This is a genomic window from Actinomadura fibrosa (assembly GCF_900659615.1).
Taxonomy (GTDB): domain Bacteria; phylum Actinomycetota; class Actinomycetes; order Streptosporangiales; family Streptosporangiaceae; genus Spirillospora; species Spirillospora fibrosa.
Genome location: NZ_CAACUY010000126.1, coordinates 1 through 16,107, shown reverse-complemented (window position 1 = coordinate 16,107; position 16,107 = coordinate 1). Strand labels below are relative to the sequence as shown.

At 75.2% G+C, this 16,107-nt stretch carries 15 protein-coding genes; 7 read left to right on the top strand and 8 right to left on the bottom strand.

Features of this window, described 5'->3' with window-relative positions:
- The first annotated feature begins 112 nt into the window (after positions 1-112).
- Complete coding sequence (locus E1300_RS31170; RefSeq protein WP_131760684.1) at positions 113-1,699, top strand: Na+/H+ antiporter; 1,587 nt, start codon at positions 113-115, stop codon at positions 1,697-1,699.
- Between the two features lie 9 nt (positions 1,700-1,708).
- On the opposite strand, the gene E1300_RS31165 is transcribed toward E1300_RS31170, so the two are convergent.
- The gene (locus E1300_RS31165) at positions 1,709-3,424 is read right to left on the bottom strand and encodes an MFS transporter (protein WP_242619498.1); all 1,716 of its coding nucleotides are present in this window, start codon (positions 3,422-3,424) and stop codon (positions 1,709-1,711) included.
- Positions 3,425-3,553: 129 nt separating this feature from the next.
- Between E1300_RS31165 and E1300_RS31160 the strand changes: the two genes are divergently transcribed.
- Genes E1300_RS31160 through cobM form a run of 3 tightly spaced genes read left to right on the top strand, consistent with a single transcriptional unit; the run spans position 3,554 to position 5,943 of the window.
- Positions 3,554-3,958 carry a pyridoxamine 5'-phosphate oxidase family protein gene (locus E1300_RS31160; protein ID WP_131760683.1) on the top strand — a complete coding sequence of 135 codons (405 nt, stop codon included), beginning with the start codon at positions 3,554-3,556 and terminating at the stop codon, positions 3,956-3,958.
- A complete protein-coding gene (gene cbiE, locus E1300_RS31155) occupies positions 3,951-5,180 on the top strand; it encodes a precorrin-6y C5,15-methyltransferase (decarboxylating) subunit CbiE (protein WP_131760682.1) in 1,230 nt (409 codons plus the stop codon). The genes E1300_RS31160 and cbiE overlap by 8 nt, the downstream gene beginning before the upstream one ends.
- 22 nt (positions 5,181-5,202) lie before the next feature.
- A complete protein-coding gene (cobM, locus tag E1300_RS31150) occupies positions 5,203-5,943 on the top strand; it encodes a precorrin-4 C(11)-methyltransferase (RefSeq protein ID WP_131760681.1) in 741 nt (246 codons plus the stop codon).
- Positions 5,944-6,010: 67 nt separating this feature from the next.
- Here the strand turns inward: cobM and E1300_RS31145 are convergent, their stop codons facing one another.
- Positions 6,011-7,051: a cobalt-precorrin-5B (C(1))-methyltransferase gene (locus E1300_RS31145; protein ID WP_131760680.1), complete on the bottom strand. Its 1,041-nt coding sequence runs from the start codon at positions 7,049-7,051 to the stop codon at positions 6,011-6,013.
- 17 nt (positions 7,052-7,068) lie between these two features.
- On the opposite strand from E1300_RS31145, the gene E1300_RS31140 reads away from it, so the two are divergent.
- Positions 7,069-7,806, top strand: a complete 738-nt coding sequence (locus E1300_RS31140; protein ID WP_131760679.1) for a cobalt-precorrin-6A reductase — start codon at positions 7,069-7,071, stop codon at positions 7,804-7,806.
- Here the strand turns inward: E1300_RS31140 and E1300_RS31135 are convergent.
- From E1300_RS31135 to E1300_RS31120, 4 genes are all read right to left on the bottom strand, one after another.
- Positions 7,794-9,296, bottom strand: a complete 1,503-nt coding sequence (locus tag E1300_RS31135) for a precorrin-2 C(20)-methyltransferase (protein WP_131760678.1) — start codon at positions 9,294-9,296, stop codon at positions 7,794-7,796. The two genes, E1300_RS31140 and E1300_RS31135, sit on opposite strands and share 13 nt — an antisense overlap.
- Positions 9,296-9,916, bottom strand: coding sequence for a precorrin-8X methylmutase (locus tag E1300_RS31130; protein ID WP_131760677.1), 621 nt, complete (start codon positions 9,914-9,916; stop codon positions 9,296-9,298). The genes E1300_RS31135 and E1300_RS31130 overlap by 1 nt, the downstream gene beginning before the upstream one ends.
- Complete coding sequence (locus tag E1300_RS31125; RefSeq protein ID WP_131760676.1) at positions 9,913-11,076, bottom strand: ferredoxin-like domain-containing protein; 1,164 nt, start codon at positions 11,074-11,076, stop codon at positions 9,913-9,915. Before E1300_RS31125 ends, E1300_RS31130 begins: the two co-directional genes overlap by 4 nt.
- Positions 11,077-11,138: 62 nt before the next feature.
- Positions 11,139-12,350 (bottom strand): hypothetical protein, encoded by a 1,212-nt coding sequence (locus E1300_RS31120; protein WP_131760675.1) that lies wholly within the window; start codon positions 12,348-12,350, stop codon positions 11,139-11,141.
- A 230-nt stretch (positions 12,351-12,580) separates the two neighbouring features.
- Here E1300_RS31120 and E1300_RS31115 point away from each other — a divergent pair, with 230 nt between their 5' ends.
- Positions 12,581-12,823, top strand: a complete 243-nt coding sequence (locus E1300_RS31115; protein WP_131760674.1) for a three-helix bundle dimerization domain-containing protein — start codon at positions 12,581-12,583, stop codon at positions 12,821-12,823.
- A 25-nt stretch (positions 12,824-12,848) separates the two neighbouring features.
- Here E1300_RS31115 and E1300_RS31110 read toward each other — a convergent pair whose 3' ends face one another.
- On the bottom strand, positions 12,849-13,499 hold the full coding sequence (locus tag E1300_RS31110; RefSeq protein ID WP_131760673.1) for a response regulator: 651 nt from the start codon (positions 13,497-13,499) through the stop codon (positions 12,849-12,851).
- Complete coding sequence (locus E1300_RS31105) at positions 13,496-14,755, bottom strand: sensor histidine kinase (RefSeq protein WP_207400057.1); 1,260 nt, start codon at positions 14,753-14,755, stop codon at positions 13,496-13,498. The genes E1300_RS31110 and E1300_RS31105 overlap by 4 nt, the downstream gene beginning before the upstream one ends.
- A 107-nt stretch (positions 14,756-14,862) precedes the next feature.
- Here E1300_RS31105 and E1300_RS54355 point away from each other — a divergent pair.
- On the top strand, positions 14,863-16,107 hold a 1,245-nt coding region (locus tag E1300_RS54355; protein ID WP_131760672.1), incomplete at its 3' end, for an FtsX-like permease family protein.

Sequence of the window (16,107 nt, the reverse complement as noted above, 5' to 3'; positions counted from 1 at the left end):
GAAAAGCAGAATTCACCGACGCCGGAACGGGGTGGGCCACAGGGTGATCATTGGGGGGTCAAGACTGGGTCGGGCGGGGGCGGCGTGGGTTGCGGCGGGGAATCGGTGAGGGGTGGACCAGTTCGTGCTGCTGCTCGCGCTGCTGCTCGGCGCCGTGGTGGCGGTGCCGGCCGGCGAGCGGCTGGGCGTGCCGCCGCCGGTGCTGATGACGCTCGGCGGGATCGTGCTGGCGCTGCTGCCGTTCGTCCCGAACGTCGAGGTGCCGCCCGAGCTGATCCTGCCGGTCGTGCTGCCGCCGCTGCTGTACGCGGCGGTGCAGCGCACGTCGTGGCGGCAGTTCGCGGCGAACTGGCAGCCGATCGTGCTGCTCGCGGTCGCGCTGGTCTTCGTGACGGCCGCGGCGGTGGCGGCCGTCGTGGACGCGCTGGTCCCGGGGCTGCCGCTCGCGGCGGCGGTCGCGCTCGGCGCGCTGGTCGCGCCGCCCGACCCGGTCGCGGCGACCGCGATCGCGGGGCGCCTCGGGCTGCCCCGCCGGCTCGTGTCGATCCTGGAGGGCGAGGGGCTGTTCAACGACGTCACGGCGATCGTCCTGTACAACGTGGCGATCGCGGCGGCCGTGACCGGGACGTTCTCGGTGCCCGGCGCGCTCGGGCGGCTGGCGCTGTCGGCGGGGGTGGCGGTCGCGGCCGGTCTCGCGGTCGGCTGGGCCGGCGGGCGGCTGGCGGACCGGATCGGCGGCAGCGAGGCCCAGATCGGGCTGTCGCTGATCCTGCCGTTCGTGGGCTACGCCGTGGCGGAGCAGCTGCACGGGTCGGGCGTGCTGGCCGTCCTGACGACGGCGCTGTACCTCACGTCGACCGGCAACGACGCCGACGACGTGCTCGGACGCCTCGCCGGGGGCAGCTTCTGGCAGGTCGTGGACATGCTGGTCACCGGGGTGGCGTTCGGTCTGATCGGGTTGGAGCTGCACCACCTGTTCGGGCAGGAGGACGGGCGTCCGGCCGCGGAGCTGCTGCGCTGGAGCGCCGCCGTGACCGGCGTCGTGGTGGCCGTGCGGCTGCTGTGGCTGCTGCCCGCGGCGTGGCTCGCGCAGAAGGCGCGTCCGGCCGTGGACGACGCCGACCTCCCCGCCACCTGGCGGGAGACGATCGTCATGTGGTGGTCGGGGATGCGCGGGGTGGCCTCGGTCGCGCTGGCCCTCGCGATCCCGAGGGAGACCGACGGCGGCGCGGCGTTCCCGGAGCGGTCCGTCCTCGTCTTCATCGCGTTCGTGGTGGTGTTCGTGACGCTGCTCGTGCAGGGGCTCACGCTGCCCTGGCTGGTGCGGCGGCTCGGGGTGAAGGGCGACACCGCCGCCGAGCGGAGCCTGGAGCGGGACCTGGCCCGGCGCGCGGCGGAGGCGGGGCTCCGGCGCCTCCGCGAGCTCCAGGAGGCGGAGGATCTGCCGGACGAGCCGGTCGACGCGCTGGAGCGCCGCGTCCGCTACCTGGGCACCCGGCTCAGTCCCGACCTGGCCGACGACGAGCGGCGGCAGGCGTTCGCGCACCGCGCCGAGCAGGTGCGGAGGCTCCGCCGGGTCGAGCGCGAGGTGATGTCGGCCGCCCGGCGGGCCGTCCTGTCGGCGCGGAACGAACCGGGCACCGATCCCGAGGTGGTGGACCGTCTTCTGTACCAGCTCGACGTCCGCAGCCTGCATTGAGGACCCGCGTCAGGCGGCGTCGCGGGCCGGTTCCGCGGTGTCCTCCACCGGCTCGGCGGGCGCGTCGCCGTGGACGTAGCGGCGGCCGCGCAGCAGGGACGCGAGCGCCGCGACCAGCGACATCGCGATCGCCAGGCTGAACACGATGACGAGCCCGTGGTGGAACGCGCCGGAGATCAGGTGCGGGAAGTAGGAGCGCCCGGTGAGCGTGGACGCGTCGGCGGGCGGGAGGGTGCCGAGCACGCCGAGCGGCTCCAGCAGGTTCTCGATCGGGTTGTAGCCGAGGAACGCGGCGAACAGGGTGCCGACGGGCGGGGTGTCCCCGACCCGCGCGGCGGCGTCCGCGGGGACGCCGTGCTCGGTGAGGCCGCGGGTCAGCGCGCCGGGCAGGGTGTCCGACAGGCCCGCGATCATCAGCGAGAAGAACACGCCGATGGACAGCACCATGCCGGCGTTCATGAACGTGGCGCGCATCCCGGACGCGACGCCGCGCTGCCCGGCCGGCACCGCGTTCATGATCGCCGTGGTGTTGGGGGCGGCGAACAGCCCGGACCCGATCCCGTTGAGGAAGATCAGCAGGGCGAACGTCCCGTAGCCGAAGTCGGTCGGGATCAGCAGCAGCCCGAGGAAGGCCAGCGCCGACAGCAGCAGGCCGCCGGAGGCGAACGCGCGGGCGCCGTGCCGGTCGGACAGGTGGCCGGAGATCGGCCCGGCGACCAGGAAGCCGAGCGTGAGCGGGAGCAGGTAGATGCCCGCCCAGAGCGGCGTCTCCTCGAAGTCGTAGCCGTGCAGCGGGAGCCAGATCCCCTGGAGCCAGATGATCAGCATGAACTGCATGCCGCCGCGGGAGACCGCCGCGAGCAGGCCCGCGGCGTTCCCGGCGGCGAACGCGCGGACGCGGAAGAGGCCGAGGTGGAACATCGGCTGCTCGACCTTCGTCTCGATGAGGCAGAACAGCGCGAGCACCGCGACGCCGCCGATGATCCCGGCGAGCACCCACGGGTTCGTCCAGCCCATGTCGTGCCCGCCGTACGGCTGGATGCCGTAGGTGATCCCGGCGAGGAGGGCGGTCAGGCCGACCGCGAACGCGGCGTTGCCGAGCCAGTCGATGCGCGCGGCGACGGCCTTCGAGGCGGTCTCGACGAGGCTGCGGTACGCCCAGACCGTCCCGACGACGCCGATCGGCGCGGACGCGAAGAACACCAGCCGCCAGTTGACCTCGCTCAGCAGGCCTCCGGCGACCAGGCCGAGGAACGTTCCGGCGATGCCCGAGACCTGGTTGACGCCCATCGCCATGCCGCGCCGGTCCGCCGGGAACGCGTCGGTGAGGATCGCGGCCGAGTTGGCCATGAGCATGGCGCCGCCGATGCCCTGGAACACCCGCCAGCCGATCAGCCAGAGGGCGCCCGCTCCCCCGTGGAACGGGTCGAGCGCGAGGACGACGGTCCCGACGGTGAACACGGCGAAGCCCGCGTTGTACATCCGGACCCGCCCGAACATGTCGCCGAGCCGGCCGAGCGTCACCACGAGGACGGCGGAGACGAGCATGTAGCCCATCAGGATCCACAGCAGGTAGCCCACGTTCCCCGGTTCGAGGGGGTTGAGGTGGATCCCGCGGAAGATCGCGGGCAGCGAGATGATCACGATCGAGGAGTTGACCGTGGCCAGCAGCATGCCCAGCGTCGTGTTGCTGAGCGCGATCCACGGATAGTGCTTGGTCGGCACGCGCGCCCCTCCCGGGAACGAAATACTTTCTTCGGCTAACTAATCATAGGCCGGGCCCCTGCCGCGCGGCGTCCGCCGGGGTTCTGGGATCCTGCTGGACGACACGGACGAGAGGGCGGGAAGCAGGCGATGGCACGACACCGGCTGGCGCTCGGCGACGAGCGGCTCCTGGCGTTCTGGTGGGAGCGGCACCTGTGCACGCTGGTCACGGTGCGTCCCGACGGCACGCCGCACGCGGTGCCGGTCGGCGCGACGCTGGACGCCGCCGCCGGCGTCGTCCGGGTGATCACCTCGGGCGGGTCGGCGAAGGCGCGGCACGTCGGGCACGCGGGCCCGGAGGGGCTGCCGGTCGCGGTGAGCCAGGTGGACGGGCGGCGCTGGGCCACCGTCGAGGGCCGCGCCGTCCTCAGGACGGATCCCGCGTCCGTGGCCGACGCCGAGCAGCGGTACGCCGAGCGCTACAAGCCGCCGCGCGAGAACCCGGCCCGCGTCGTCATCGAGATCGCGGTCGAGCGGGTCCTCGGCAATGTCTGAGGCCCCCGCCGCGGCGGAGAGGGCTTCGGTCGGGTCGGTCACGGTCGTCGGGATCGGCGCGGACGGCTGGGACGGCCTGGACGGGCGGGCCCGCGCCGAGTTCCGCGCGGCGGAGGTCCTGATGGGCGGCGCGCGGCAGCTCGACCTGCTGCCCGGGGCGCCCGAGGTGCCGGGCGAGCGCGTCCCGTGGCCCTCCCCCATGCTGCCCGCGCTGCCCGGCCTGTTCGAGGAGCACCGGGGGCGGCGCGTCGTGGTGGCGGCGAGCGGCGACCCGATGTTCTACGGGATCGGGACGGTGCTCGTCCGGCTGCTGGGGCCGGAGCACGTCCGCGTCCTGCCGCATCCGTCGTCGGTGTCGCTGGCCTGCGCGCGGCTCGGCTGGCCGGTCGAGGACACCGAGGTCGTCAGCGCCGTGGGCCGTCCGCTGGCCGCGCTGAACGCCGTCCTCGCGCCGGGCCGCCGGGTGCTCGTGCTGAGCGCGGGCGCCGGGACGCCCGCCGCCGTCCAGGCCCTGCTGGCGGAGCGAGGTCACGGTGGCGCCGAGGTCACCGTCCTCGAACGGCTCGGTGCCCCCGACGAGCGGATCGGGCCGCCGCGCGACGGCGCCGACGCCCTCAACATCGTGGCCGTGCGCTGCCCCGAGGGCGGGACGGTGCCCGCCCTCGCGACCGTCCCCGGCCTGCCCGACGGCGCCTACGAGCACGACGGGCAGCTGACGAAGCGGGAGGTCCGCGCCATCACGCTCGCGCGGCTCGCGCCCCTTCCCGGCCAGCTGCTCTGGGACGTCGGCGCGGGCGCCGGGAGCATCGCGATCGAGTGGATGCGCGCGCACCGGACGTGCCCCGCGATCGCCGTCGAGAGCCATCCGGAGCGCGCGCGGCGGATCGCGGAGAACGCGTCCGCGCTGGGCGTTCCCGGCCTCCGCGTCGTCGAGGGACGGGCGCCGGGAGCGCTCGCCGGGCTGGACGCGCCCGACGCCGTCTTCATCGGCGGCGGGGTAACCGTGCCCGGCATGGTGGAGGCGTGCTGGAACGCGCTGCGGCCCGGGGGACGCCTGGTCGCCAACGCCGTCACGGTCGAGTCGGAGCGCGCCGTGGCCGACGCCCGCGACCGGTTCGGCGGCGACCTGACCCGCATCGCGATCAGCAGGGCCGCGCCGGTCGGCGGGTTCACGGGATGGAGGCCGATGATGCCGGTGACGCAGTGGACGGTGACACGATGACGGCGCGTGAGGCGGTGGCGCGGTGACGGTGCATTTCATCGGTGCCGGGCCGGGCGCCGCCGACCTGATGACCGTGCGCGGGCGCGACCTGATCGCGGCGGCGCCGGTGTGCCTGTACGCGGGCAGCCTCGTCCCGCCCGAGGTGCTGGAGTGGTGCCCGCCGGGCGCGCGGCTGGTCGACACCGCGCGGATGGTCCTGGACGACATCGTCGCCGAGATGGTGGACGCGCACGCCGCCGGGCACGACGTGGCGCGGCTGCACTCCGGCGACCCGTCGGTGTTCAGCGCGATGGCCGAGCAGATGCGCCGCCTCGACGCGGCGGGCGTCCCCTACGACGTGACGCCGGGCGTTCCCGCGTTCGCGGCGGCGGCCGCGGCGCTCGGGCGGGAGCTGACCGTCCCGGAGGTGGCGCAGACCGTCGTCCTCACCCGGACGTCGGCGCGCGCGACGCCCATGCCGCCCGGCGAGGACCTCGCGACGCTGGGCCGCAGCCGCGCCACGATGGTGCTGCACCTCGCCGTCCAGCGGATCGACGCGGTCGTCGCGGAGCTGGTGCCGAACTACGGCGCGGACTGCCCGGCCGCCGTCGTCGCCTACGCGTCCCGCCCGGACGAGCTGGTCCTGCGCGGCACCCTCGCCGACATCGCCGCCAAGGTCCATGAGGCGGGCGTGCGGCGGACGGCCGTGATCATCGTCGGGCGGGTCCTGACGGCGGAGGGCTTCACCGACAGCCACCTGTACTCGGCGGCCCGCTGCCGCTAGCCGGCGGGGCGGTACGACCCCTGGGGGTAGACCCCCACCCCCCAGGGCTCCGCCCGAAAGAGCGGGATCAGGGACCGGCGCGGCCGACGATCGTCCCGGCGCGGTCGATGACCACGACGTCGACCGCGACGGGCGCGCCGCGCAGGGTGCCGAGCGCGGTGTCGCGGGCGCGGGACGCGACCAGGTCGCCGAGCGGGACCCCTGCGGCCTGGCAGATCCGCAGCGCGTCCAGCGCGGTGTTGGCGTGCCGGACGCGCTCCGCGGTCTCCGGGTGGTCGGCGACCAGCGCGGCGAGGGCGCCGAAGTCCACCTGCGAGCGCTTGGAGTGCAGGTCGAGGTGGCCCGCCGCGAGCTTGGCGAGCTTCCCGATCCCGCCCGCGATCGTCAGCCGCGGCACCGGATGCCGCCGCAGGTACTTCAGGACGGCGCCCGCGAAGTCGCCCATGTCGAGCAGCGCGTCCTCGGGCAGCCCGTACAGCTCCGCGGCGACCTTCTCCGACGTGCTGCCCGTCGCGCCCGCCACGTGGACGCGCCCGGCGGCCCGCGCGACGTCGATGCCGCGGCGGATGCTGTCGATCCAGGCCGAGCACGAGTACGGGACGACGACGCCGGTCGTCCCGAGGATGGACAGCCCGCCGAGGATGCCGAGGCGCGGGTTCCACGTCCGGCGGGCCAGCTCCTCGCCGCCGTCCACGGAGATCTCCACGACGGCGTCCGCGCCGCCGAGGACCTCGCGCATCATGCTGCGCGGCACCGGGTTGATCGCGGGTTCGCCCACGTCCAGGGGCAGCCCGGGCCGGGTCACCGTGCCGACGCCCGGGCCCGCGCGGAACACGACCCCGCTCCCCGGCTCCCCATGCCGGACGGTGGAGCGGACGAGCGCGCCGTGCGTGACGTCGGGGTCGTCCCCGGCGTCCTTGACGATCCCGGCGGTGGCCCAGCCGTCCCCGAGCTCCTCCACGGCGAGCGCGAACGCGGGCCGCTGCCCCTTCGGCAGCGTGATCTCCACCGGGTCGGGGAACTCGCCGGTCAGGAGCGCCGCGTGGGCCGCCTTCGTCGCGGCCGTCGCGCACGCCCCCGTCGTCCAGCCGTAACGGAGCCCGCTCACCGTCCTAGCATGCTCTCGTGACGACGCGCGTACTGCTGCTGGGGGGCACCGGCGAGGCCCGGCGGCTGGCGGAGCACCTCGCCGCCGACCCCGCCTACGAGGTCACCAGCTCGCTGGCGGGCCGCACCGCCGCGCCCGAGCCGCCGCCCGGACGCGTCCGGATCGGCGGTTTCGGCGGCCCGGACGGCCTCGCCGCCTGGCTCCGCGACGAGCGGATCGACGCGGTCGTCGACGCGACCCACCCGTTCGCCGCGCTGATGACCGACTCGGCGGTCGCCGCGGCCGGACGGACCGGCGTCCCGCTGCTGGTCCTGCGCCGCCCGGGCTGGACCGAGTCGCCCGGCGACGACTGGCGCCGCGTCCCCACGCTGGAGGACGCCGCCGCCAACCTGCCCGGCGAGCGGGTGTTCCTGACGACGGGCCGCAAGAACCTCGCGCCGTTCGCCGCCGACACCGGCCGCTGGTTCCTCGTCCGGTCCGTGGACCCGCCGGAGCCGCCCGTCCCGCCGCGTATGGCGACCGTCCTCGCGCGCGGGCCGTTCACCGTGGACGAGGAGCTGGCGCTGCTCCGCGAGCACGCGATCGACGTGATCGTCACCAAGGACAGCGGCAGCCCGATGACGGCCGCCAAGCTCACCGCCGCCCGGACGCTGCGCCTGCCCGTCGTGATGGTCGACCGGCCGCCCGCGCCGGCCGGGGTCCCGGTCGCCGCGTCCGTCGGCGAGGCCCTCGCCTGGCTGGCTCACGACGGGTAGCGGCGGGGCGTGAACACGACGGTGCGGCCGTCACCGCGCTCGGCGACCCGGGTCTGGGACGAGCCGACCAGCAGCAGGCAGCGCATGTCGACGCCAGTCCCGTCTAGGTCCGCGAGACGGATCACCCTGAGGCTCTCCTCGGGGCCGCCGACGTCGCGGCCGATGACGACGGGCGTGTCCGGGGAGCGGTGCGCGAGCAGCACGTCCCGGGCGCGGCCCACCTGCTCGGTGCGGCTCCGCGACGCCGGGTTGTAGATCGCGATCACGAGGTCGGCCGCCGCCGCGGCCGCCAGCCGCGCCTCGATCGCCTCCCACGGCTTGAGCCGGTCCGACAGCGACAGCACGCAGTAGTCGTGGCCGAGCGGCGCGCCGATCCGGGACGCGACCGCGTTCGCGGCGGTCAGGCCCGGCAGCACCCGCACCGGGACGCCCTTCCAGCGGTCCTCCGCCGCGACCTCCAGGACCGCCGCGGCCATCGCGAAGACGCCCGGGTCCCCCGACGACACCACCGCGACGCGGCGTCCGCGCTCCGCCAGCGCCAGCGCGAACTCCGCCCGCTCCGACTCGACCCGGTTGTCGGACGCGTGCCGCTCCTGCCGGGCGTTCGCGGGCACCCGCGCCAGGTAGGGGGCGTAACCGACCAGGTCATCGGCGGAGGACAGGGCGTCCTGCGCCTCCGGCGTCAGCCACTCCCGCCCCGCCGGGCCGAGCCCCACGATGACGACCTCGCCCGGCCCCGCTCCGGTCGGGGCGGGCTCCGGCAGCTCTCGCCGCGTCTGTTCGTGCACTCGGCTCGGCAGGATCGCCACCGAGAAGTAGGGCACGGTTTCCGGATCGACGTCCGCGAGGGGTGCTATGCGCTGCTTGTCCGTCGTGGCGCGCTCGACGTACCAGGCGTCGTCCAGCCGTCCGGCGCCCTCCAGGGCCTCGCGGACCCCGCCGAACGTCCGGCCGAGCTTCAGCACGGCCGCGGAGTCCGTCTCCGCGAGGCGCCGCTCCAGCTCGTCCGGCGGCAGCGTCCCCGGCAGGACGGTCAGGACCTCGTCCCGCTCGACCAGCGGACGGCCCAGCTCGGCGCACGCACCGCTGACCGACGTCACGCCGGGCACCACCGTCGTCGGGTACCGGTCACCGAGCCGCTTGTGCAGGTGCATGTAGGAGCCGTAGAAGAACGGGTCGCCCTCGCACAGCACGACGACGTCCCGCCCCGCGTCCAGGTGCTCGGCGAGCCGCGCCGCCGACCGCTCGTAGAACTCCTCCAGCGCGCCCCGGTAGTCGCCGGTGCGCTCCGTCGTGACCGGGTAGACCAGCGCCTCCTCGATCTGCCCGTCCCGCAGGTGGGCCGCCGCGATCGACCGCGCGATGCTGCGCCCGTGCCGCGCCGCGTGGTGCACGACCACGTCCGCCGCCGCGATGAGCCGCGCCGCCTTCAACGTGATCAGCTCGGGGTCGCCGGGGCCGAGGCCCACGCCGTACAGGTGTCCGGTCATCACTCTTCCTCGCTGGCGATGGCGTTGACGGCGGCGGCCGCCATGGCGCTGCCGCCCCGTCGGCCGCGCACGACCAGGTGCGGCAGGTCCGACGCGGCGAGCGCGTCCTTCGACTCGGCCGCGCCGATGAACCCGACCGGGACGCCGAGCACGGCCGCCGGGCGCCCCGCGCCGTCCGCGACCATCTCCAGCAGCCGGAACAGCGCCGTCGGCGCGTTGCCGATCGCGACGACCGAGCCCTCCAGCCGGTCCCGCCACAGCTCCAGCGCCGCGGCGCTGCGGGTCGTGCCGAGCTCCGCGGCCAGCGCGGGGACCCGCGGGTCCCCGAGCGTGCACACCACGTCGTTCGCGGCGGGCAGCCGCTTGCGCGTCACCCCCGCCGCGACCATCCGCGCGTCGCACAGGACGGGCCGCCCGTCCAGCAGCGCCGCCCGCGCCGCCGCGACCACGCCGGGCGCGTGGTCGAGGTCGGCGACCAGGTCCGTCATCCCGCACGCGTGGATCATGCGGACGGCGACCCGCGCGACGTCGGCGGGCAGCCCCGCCAGGTCGGCCTCGGCCCTGATGGTCGCGAACGACCGCCGGTAGATCTCCGCGCCGTCGCGGACGTAGTCGATCACTCGCTCCTCCGTGTCGCGGCGACGGCCGCCGCCGTCGCCGCCAGATTGCTCGGCCGCGCGCGGACCTCGTCGCCGGACCGCACCTCGTACCCATCGGGCCCGGCCACGACCGCGACGTGCCGCTCCGCCGGCCGCCCGCACTGCCGCTCGCACCCGGACCAGTGCACCGGCCTTCCCCCCGTCCCCGCCCGGGCCCGGGACGCGGCGGCGTCGGCCCGGACATCGGTCAGCGCCTTCGCGCACCCCGGCCGCCCGGCGCAGGAGGTGAGCCCCTCCCAGCCGGACGCGGGGGTCGTGACCAGGCCATCGAAGTGTGGCACGTCCGTGAGGTCCGGAATGACCACCCCCCGCCACGGCGTGACGATGATCTCTTCCACGGCCCGCAGCGGCGCGGGGTCCAGCCGTCCGAGGGGGACGAGGCCGGACAGCGCCGTCCGCCCGTCCCGCTGCGCGATCCGCCCGAGCGGCACCCGGTACGGGCTCGCGGGGATCGCGACGGGTTCGCTTCTCGCGGACGGCACGAGCCTCTCCGCGCCGAGCTCGGCCACCCGCCACTCCGTCGTCCGGAGCCGGAGGAAATCCCGCGCCACGTTCAGCACTGCCTCCACGGCCTCATCGAGCCGGACGCGGATTCCGGAGTCGGCACCCGCGAGCACGAGCGCGAAGGTGTCGGGTGCGACCGCGAAGAGCCCCACGTCTCCTCGCATCGCGACCACGTCGCCACGCCCGTCGTCCAGCGTGAAGAGGAATCGTCCGGATAGGTTCGCGAGCGCCTCATCCGCGCACAGTGCCTCATCGAGCGCGGTGACCAGCGGCCGGACGTCGAGGAACCCGTTGCCGTCCCGGCCGCTCAGGACGCTGGCGACGATGTTGCGGACGCGCTCGTGCGTGGACGAGGGCAGCAGCCCGGCGTCCTGGAGCCGCGCTCCGAGTTCGGCCTCCGCGCCGTCTGCGAGACCTCTGACCTGCACATTCGCGCGGGACGTCAGCTCAAGGAACCCGTCGCCCAGCTCGGCCGCCGCGTCCGCGAGCGCTCCGAGCCGGGGCCCGCTCAGCCGTCCGCCCGGCAGCCGGACGCGCGCCAGCCCGCCGTCGGCGGCCGCATGGACCCGCAGCAGCCCCGGACACCTGTCCGGCTCGGATCGCGTAGGTGAAGACACGGGACGGATCCTATGGATCAGCGCGGAACACCCTGAAACGCGACTCTAACCCGACAACCCGCTCACCGCGCCCACGCCATCCGGCACGCGCCGTTCACGCCGCCTCCGGTGACGAGATCCCCCCGGTCCGCGCGCCCGAAGGCGTCGATGCCGCCAAGGCAGGCATACCGGGGCTTACTTTCCCCGAGAGCGACGCCCATGACGGCGTTCGGTTCGGGCTTGATCGTTTGGGTGACCCGCATCCCCCGCCCCTCGACGAACGAGAACAGGACCGTGGTGACGGCGGGCTGCTCGCCTTCCTGCGACATCCCGTAGCCCGTCCGGCCGTCCGGGTTCATGACGGCGGTGATCACCGCCCCGGGGCCCGCCGAACGGAACAGGACACGGGCTCCCCGCAGGTCCCCTCCCCCGGCCCGCGTGTCGAGGGCGTGCACGGTGACGGTGCCGATCTTGTCGCGGGGCCAACCGCCCTCCGGTGGCGGCTTCGACAGATCGGCGGGAGCCGAATACCGGACGTCACCGACCGCGTATCCGAGCGTCCGGCTATCGCGCGCCCAGACGATCTCGCCGACGACCGAAGGCAGCCCGCGCGCCGTCCATGTCCGGCGCTTCCCATCGCGGGTATCGAGCACGGTCACCGAAGCGTCGGCCCCTCGCGCCGGACGCACCACGCCCTGCGCCGCAGCCGCCGCTTCGCGCGCCTGCGCACAGGGCGCGGTCGCGTAGGCGATGCGCCGCCCGTCCGGACTGACCGCCACCCCGGCGACCAGCGCCGGAACGACCCCGCCCTTGACCCTCGTCAGGCCCGTCACGTGACCGTCCTGCGTGAGGCGGAACCGGTAGATCCGCGACTCGCACGGCGCGGGCCGCGTCGAGACGGCCACGAACGTGTCCCCCGGCCCCTCCACGAGCGCGACGACGTACCCGCCGTCCCCGGACGGCGCCCGAACCGACTCGACCAACCGCGGCTGCGCGCGCTCCTGAAGCGCCCGCACCTGAAACCACGGCCCCGCCCCGCCCTGCCGCGCCTGGACCCGCCCGTCCGCCCCGATCTGGCCGTCCGCATCCGCCGTGAGCACGAACCGAGGAGGCCGATAGTCCCCGGGGCCCGCCGCTTCGCCGGGCGGTTCCCCGCCCACCGCGAGCCCCACGGCGCCGACGGACCCCGCGACCGCCAAGGCCAGCCCGACCGGCGCCGCCCACCGCCGCACCCACCACCGCGGCGAACCGCTCCCGTCCGGCGCCGTCACATCCCGCGCGAGTCCCTCGACCACGGGACGATCATCCCGTCCGGGGCCGCTCACCGGCAGCGATAACCCCGAATCACCCCATCCCGCCCAACACACGCCCCCGGCCGTTCACCGACACCCCGGACCTCGCACATGCCTGACCCAAACCTCGCATCCGCGACGACCGGCGACCGCGATTGCCCACTTGTCTCTTCGCCGCGACGCCTGCAAGCTTGCAGTTGAAGCGTCAAGCTCCGCTGTCGGAAGGATGAGCAGTGAGCACACCCGAAACCCCGCCCGCGTCGGAGACCCAAGGGGACCCGGCCGCGCGCGAGGAGCAGGCACTGCGAGAGCTGACCGACCGCCTCAGCCGGTCGTTCGCCGGCACCTACACCGGCGACCAGGTGGCCGCCACCGTGAGCGCGGCCCACCACCGCTTCGACGACAGGCCGATCCGCGACTTCGTCCCGATCCTGGTCGAACGCGAGGCCCGCGAACGCCTGCGCGCGACGGACTGAAGGCACCCGCCGGGGTGCGGGCGGGTCAACCGTGCAGCAGGCCGATCTCGTGGGCGATGACGCCGGCCTGGGTCCGGTTGGCGCAGTGCAGCTTCTCCAGCACCCGCGACACGTACCCCTTGACGGTGGCCTCGGTCAGATGGAGGCGGCGCGCGATCTCGGCGTTGGACAGGCCCTCGCCCAGGCAGCCGAGGACGTCGGTCTCCCGGACGGTCAGCGCCGCCACCAGCGTCCGGTGCCGGTCCTGTCCGTCGTAGGAGCCCGCCGCCCTGGTCAGCAGCCGCTGCGTCGCGGCCGGGGACATCACGGTGTGCCCGCCGGCGGCCACCCGGACGAGTTCCACGAGGTCCTCCGGCGGCGTGGACTTGAGCAGGAACCCCGCCGCCCCGGCGCGCAGCGCGCGGATCACGTAGTGGTCGGCGTCGAAGGTGGTCAGCGCGACGACCACCGGCGGGTCGCGGTGCGCGGTGATGCGCGCGATGGCGGTGAGGCCGTCCACGCCCGGCATGCGCAGGTCCATCAGCACGACGTCGGGCCGGTCCCTGACCACCGCCTCCACCGCCGCCGCCCCGTCGTGCGCCGCGCCGACGACCTCGATGTCGGCGGCGGACTCCAGGATGGTGCGCAGGTGGGCGCAGACCATCGTCTCGTCGTCGACGACGAGCACCCGGATCACGGCACCGGCTCCGGCTCCGGTCCGGACGTGGCCACGAACGCCGGCAGCACGACCGCGACGTAGAAGCCGCCGTCGCGGCCGGGCGCGGCCCGCAGCCGGCCGCCGATCAGCTCCACGCGCTGCCGCAGGCCCCGCAGCCCGGTGCCGGACCCGGCGGCGGCCAGCGGGGTGTCGGCGCCCGCGTCCGGCGCGGAGTTGCGCACGACGATGCGCACCCGCCGGGGCGAGTACCGCACATGCACCGTCACCGACGCGCCCGGCGCGTGCTTGTGCACGTTGGTCAGCGACTCCTGGACGACCCGGTAGGCGGTGCGTCCGACGACCGGGGAGGCCAGCGGCCGGTCCCCCGTCTCGACCAGCTCGACCCGCACGCCCACCGCGACCGACTCCGCCACCAGGGCCGACAGGTCGGGCAGCGGCTCGTGCACCTCCCGCGCCTGGTCCACCTCGCCCCGCCGCAGCAGGCCGATCACGTCGCGGAGCTCCTCCAGCGCCGTCGCGCCGGTCCGCCGGACCTCCTCGGCGGCCGCGCGGGTCGGCTCGTCCTGCGCGCGGACGCGCAGCGCGCCGGCCTGGAGCACCATGAGCGTCACCCGGTGCGCCACGACGTCGTGCATCTCGGCCGCGAGCCGGGCGCGCTCCTCGGCCCTGACCTGCTCGGCCAGCAGGTGCCGCTCGCGCTCGGCCCGCTCGGCCCGCTCGGTCAGCGCCTCGACGACCCGGATGCGCGCCGCCACGTACAGCCCGAGCAGCGCCGCCATCCCGATCAGCACCAGGCTGCGGAACTGGAGTGCTCCGGGGCTGCGCTCATGCCGCGCACCGTAGTCGTGGGTGTCGGGCACGACCTCGGCGCTCACCCCGGCCAGCAGCAGCAGGACGGCGACCGCGGCGAGCGCGCTCCGGCGGTTCCCGCCGTACGCCATGGCGGTGTAGGCGGCGAACGGCGCGGCCGCCGGGAGGATGGGCAGCGTCTTCAGCTCGGTGCCCGTCCTGACCAGCGTCCCCGGCGAGAGCCATTCGACGAGCGGCAGGATCGCCGCCAGGGCGACGACCGCCCACGTGACGGCCAGCGGTGCCCTGCGCCGGAACGCCAGCACGACCGCGGGCGCCACGGCGAGCGCCACCCCCAGCCCGGCGAGAGGCCGGAGCGGGGAGTCGCCCGGCAGCGTCGCGCCCACCCCGAGCCCGAGGACGACGGCGACGCAGAGCCCGGTCGCCAGATCGCGGCGGTCGGCCCTGAACGACGAGAAGCGCACATCGTCACGGTACGCAGGGCTCGCGGGCGCGGATACCTGCGAAAGTAGGTACCGGCCGCCCTCCTTGGGCGCTGCCGGACGCGCGGCTCCTCGGCTCGAATCGAGGGATGCTGCTGAAACTCACCGTGCGGTCGCTCGCCGCCCACCGGCTGCGGATGGCGCTGACGGCGGTCGCGGTCGTGCTGGGCGTGGGCTTCACGTCCGGGACGCTGATCTTCTCGGCCACGCTGGACCGGGGCATCGACCGGGCGCTGGCCGACTTCGGCGCGGGCACCGACGCCGTCGTCCGCGCCCACCGGACGATCGACGCGGGGCTGGGCGAGCCCCCGTCCGACCTGCCCGTGCCGGCGTCGCTGCTGCCCGCCGTGACGCGGACGGCCGGCGTGGCGAAGGCGTACGGGACGGTCAGCGGCTCCGCCGCGGTCGTGGGCCGCAAGGGCCGGATCATCGGGCAGGAGCCGCGGACCGGGACGGCCTGGAACCCGGACCGCGACCTCTCGCTCATGCGCCTCAAAGCCGGTCACGCGCCCCGCACCGCCACCGAGGTAGCGATCGACGAGAACCTCGCGCGGGAGTCCGGGTACCGGATCGGCGACCGGGTCACCGTCGCCCTCGCCACGGGCGGCCGGACGTTCACGCTGGCCGGGATCTTCTCGTACGGCGGGTCCGACCTGGCGTCCGCGCTCTCGGTGGTCGCCTTCGAACCGCGTACGGCCCAGCGCCTGCTGATGCCCCGCGCGGACGTGTACCGGGAGATCATCGTGCACGGCCGGGAGGGCGTCCCCCAGGAACGGCTCCGCGCGGCGCTCGCCGCGGTGGTGCCGAGCGGCTACGAGGTGGTCACCGGCGATCAGGTCATCGCGGAGAAGAAGGAGCCGATCGACGAGGTGCTGGGGGCGCTCGACAAGATCCTGCTGGCCTTCGGCCTGATCGCGGTGTTCGTCGGCTCGTTCATCATCTTCAACACGTTCTCGATGCTGGTCGGCCGGCGGGCGCGGGAGCTGGCACTGCTGCGCGCCGTCGGCGCGTCCCGGGCCCAGGTGACCCGCGCCGTGCTCGGCGAGGCCGCCGGGGTCGGCCTGGCGGGCTCGACACTCGGCCTGCTCGCCGGGGCCGGGGTGGCGCGCGCGCTGCTGTACGTCCTCTCGACGGTCCTGGGCGGCGAGCTGGGCGTCCACGGGCTGTCCGTCCCGTCCGCCGCGGTGGTCACCGCGTACGCGGTCGGCATGACCGTCACCCTCGCCGCCGCGTACGTCCCGGCCCGCCGCGCGGCCGGGATCCCGCCGGTCGCCGCGCTCCGCGACGAGCTGGAGCCGCCGGCCAGGTCGAGATCGGAAGAGCACACGTCTGAA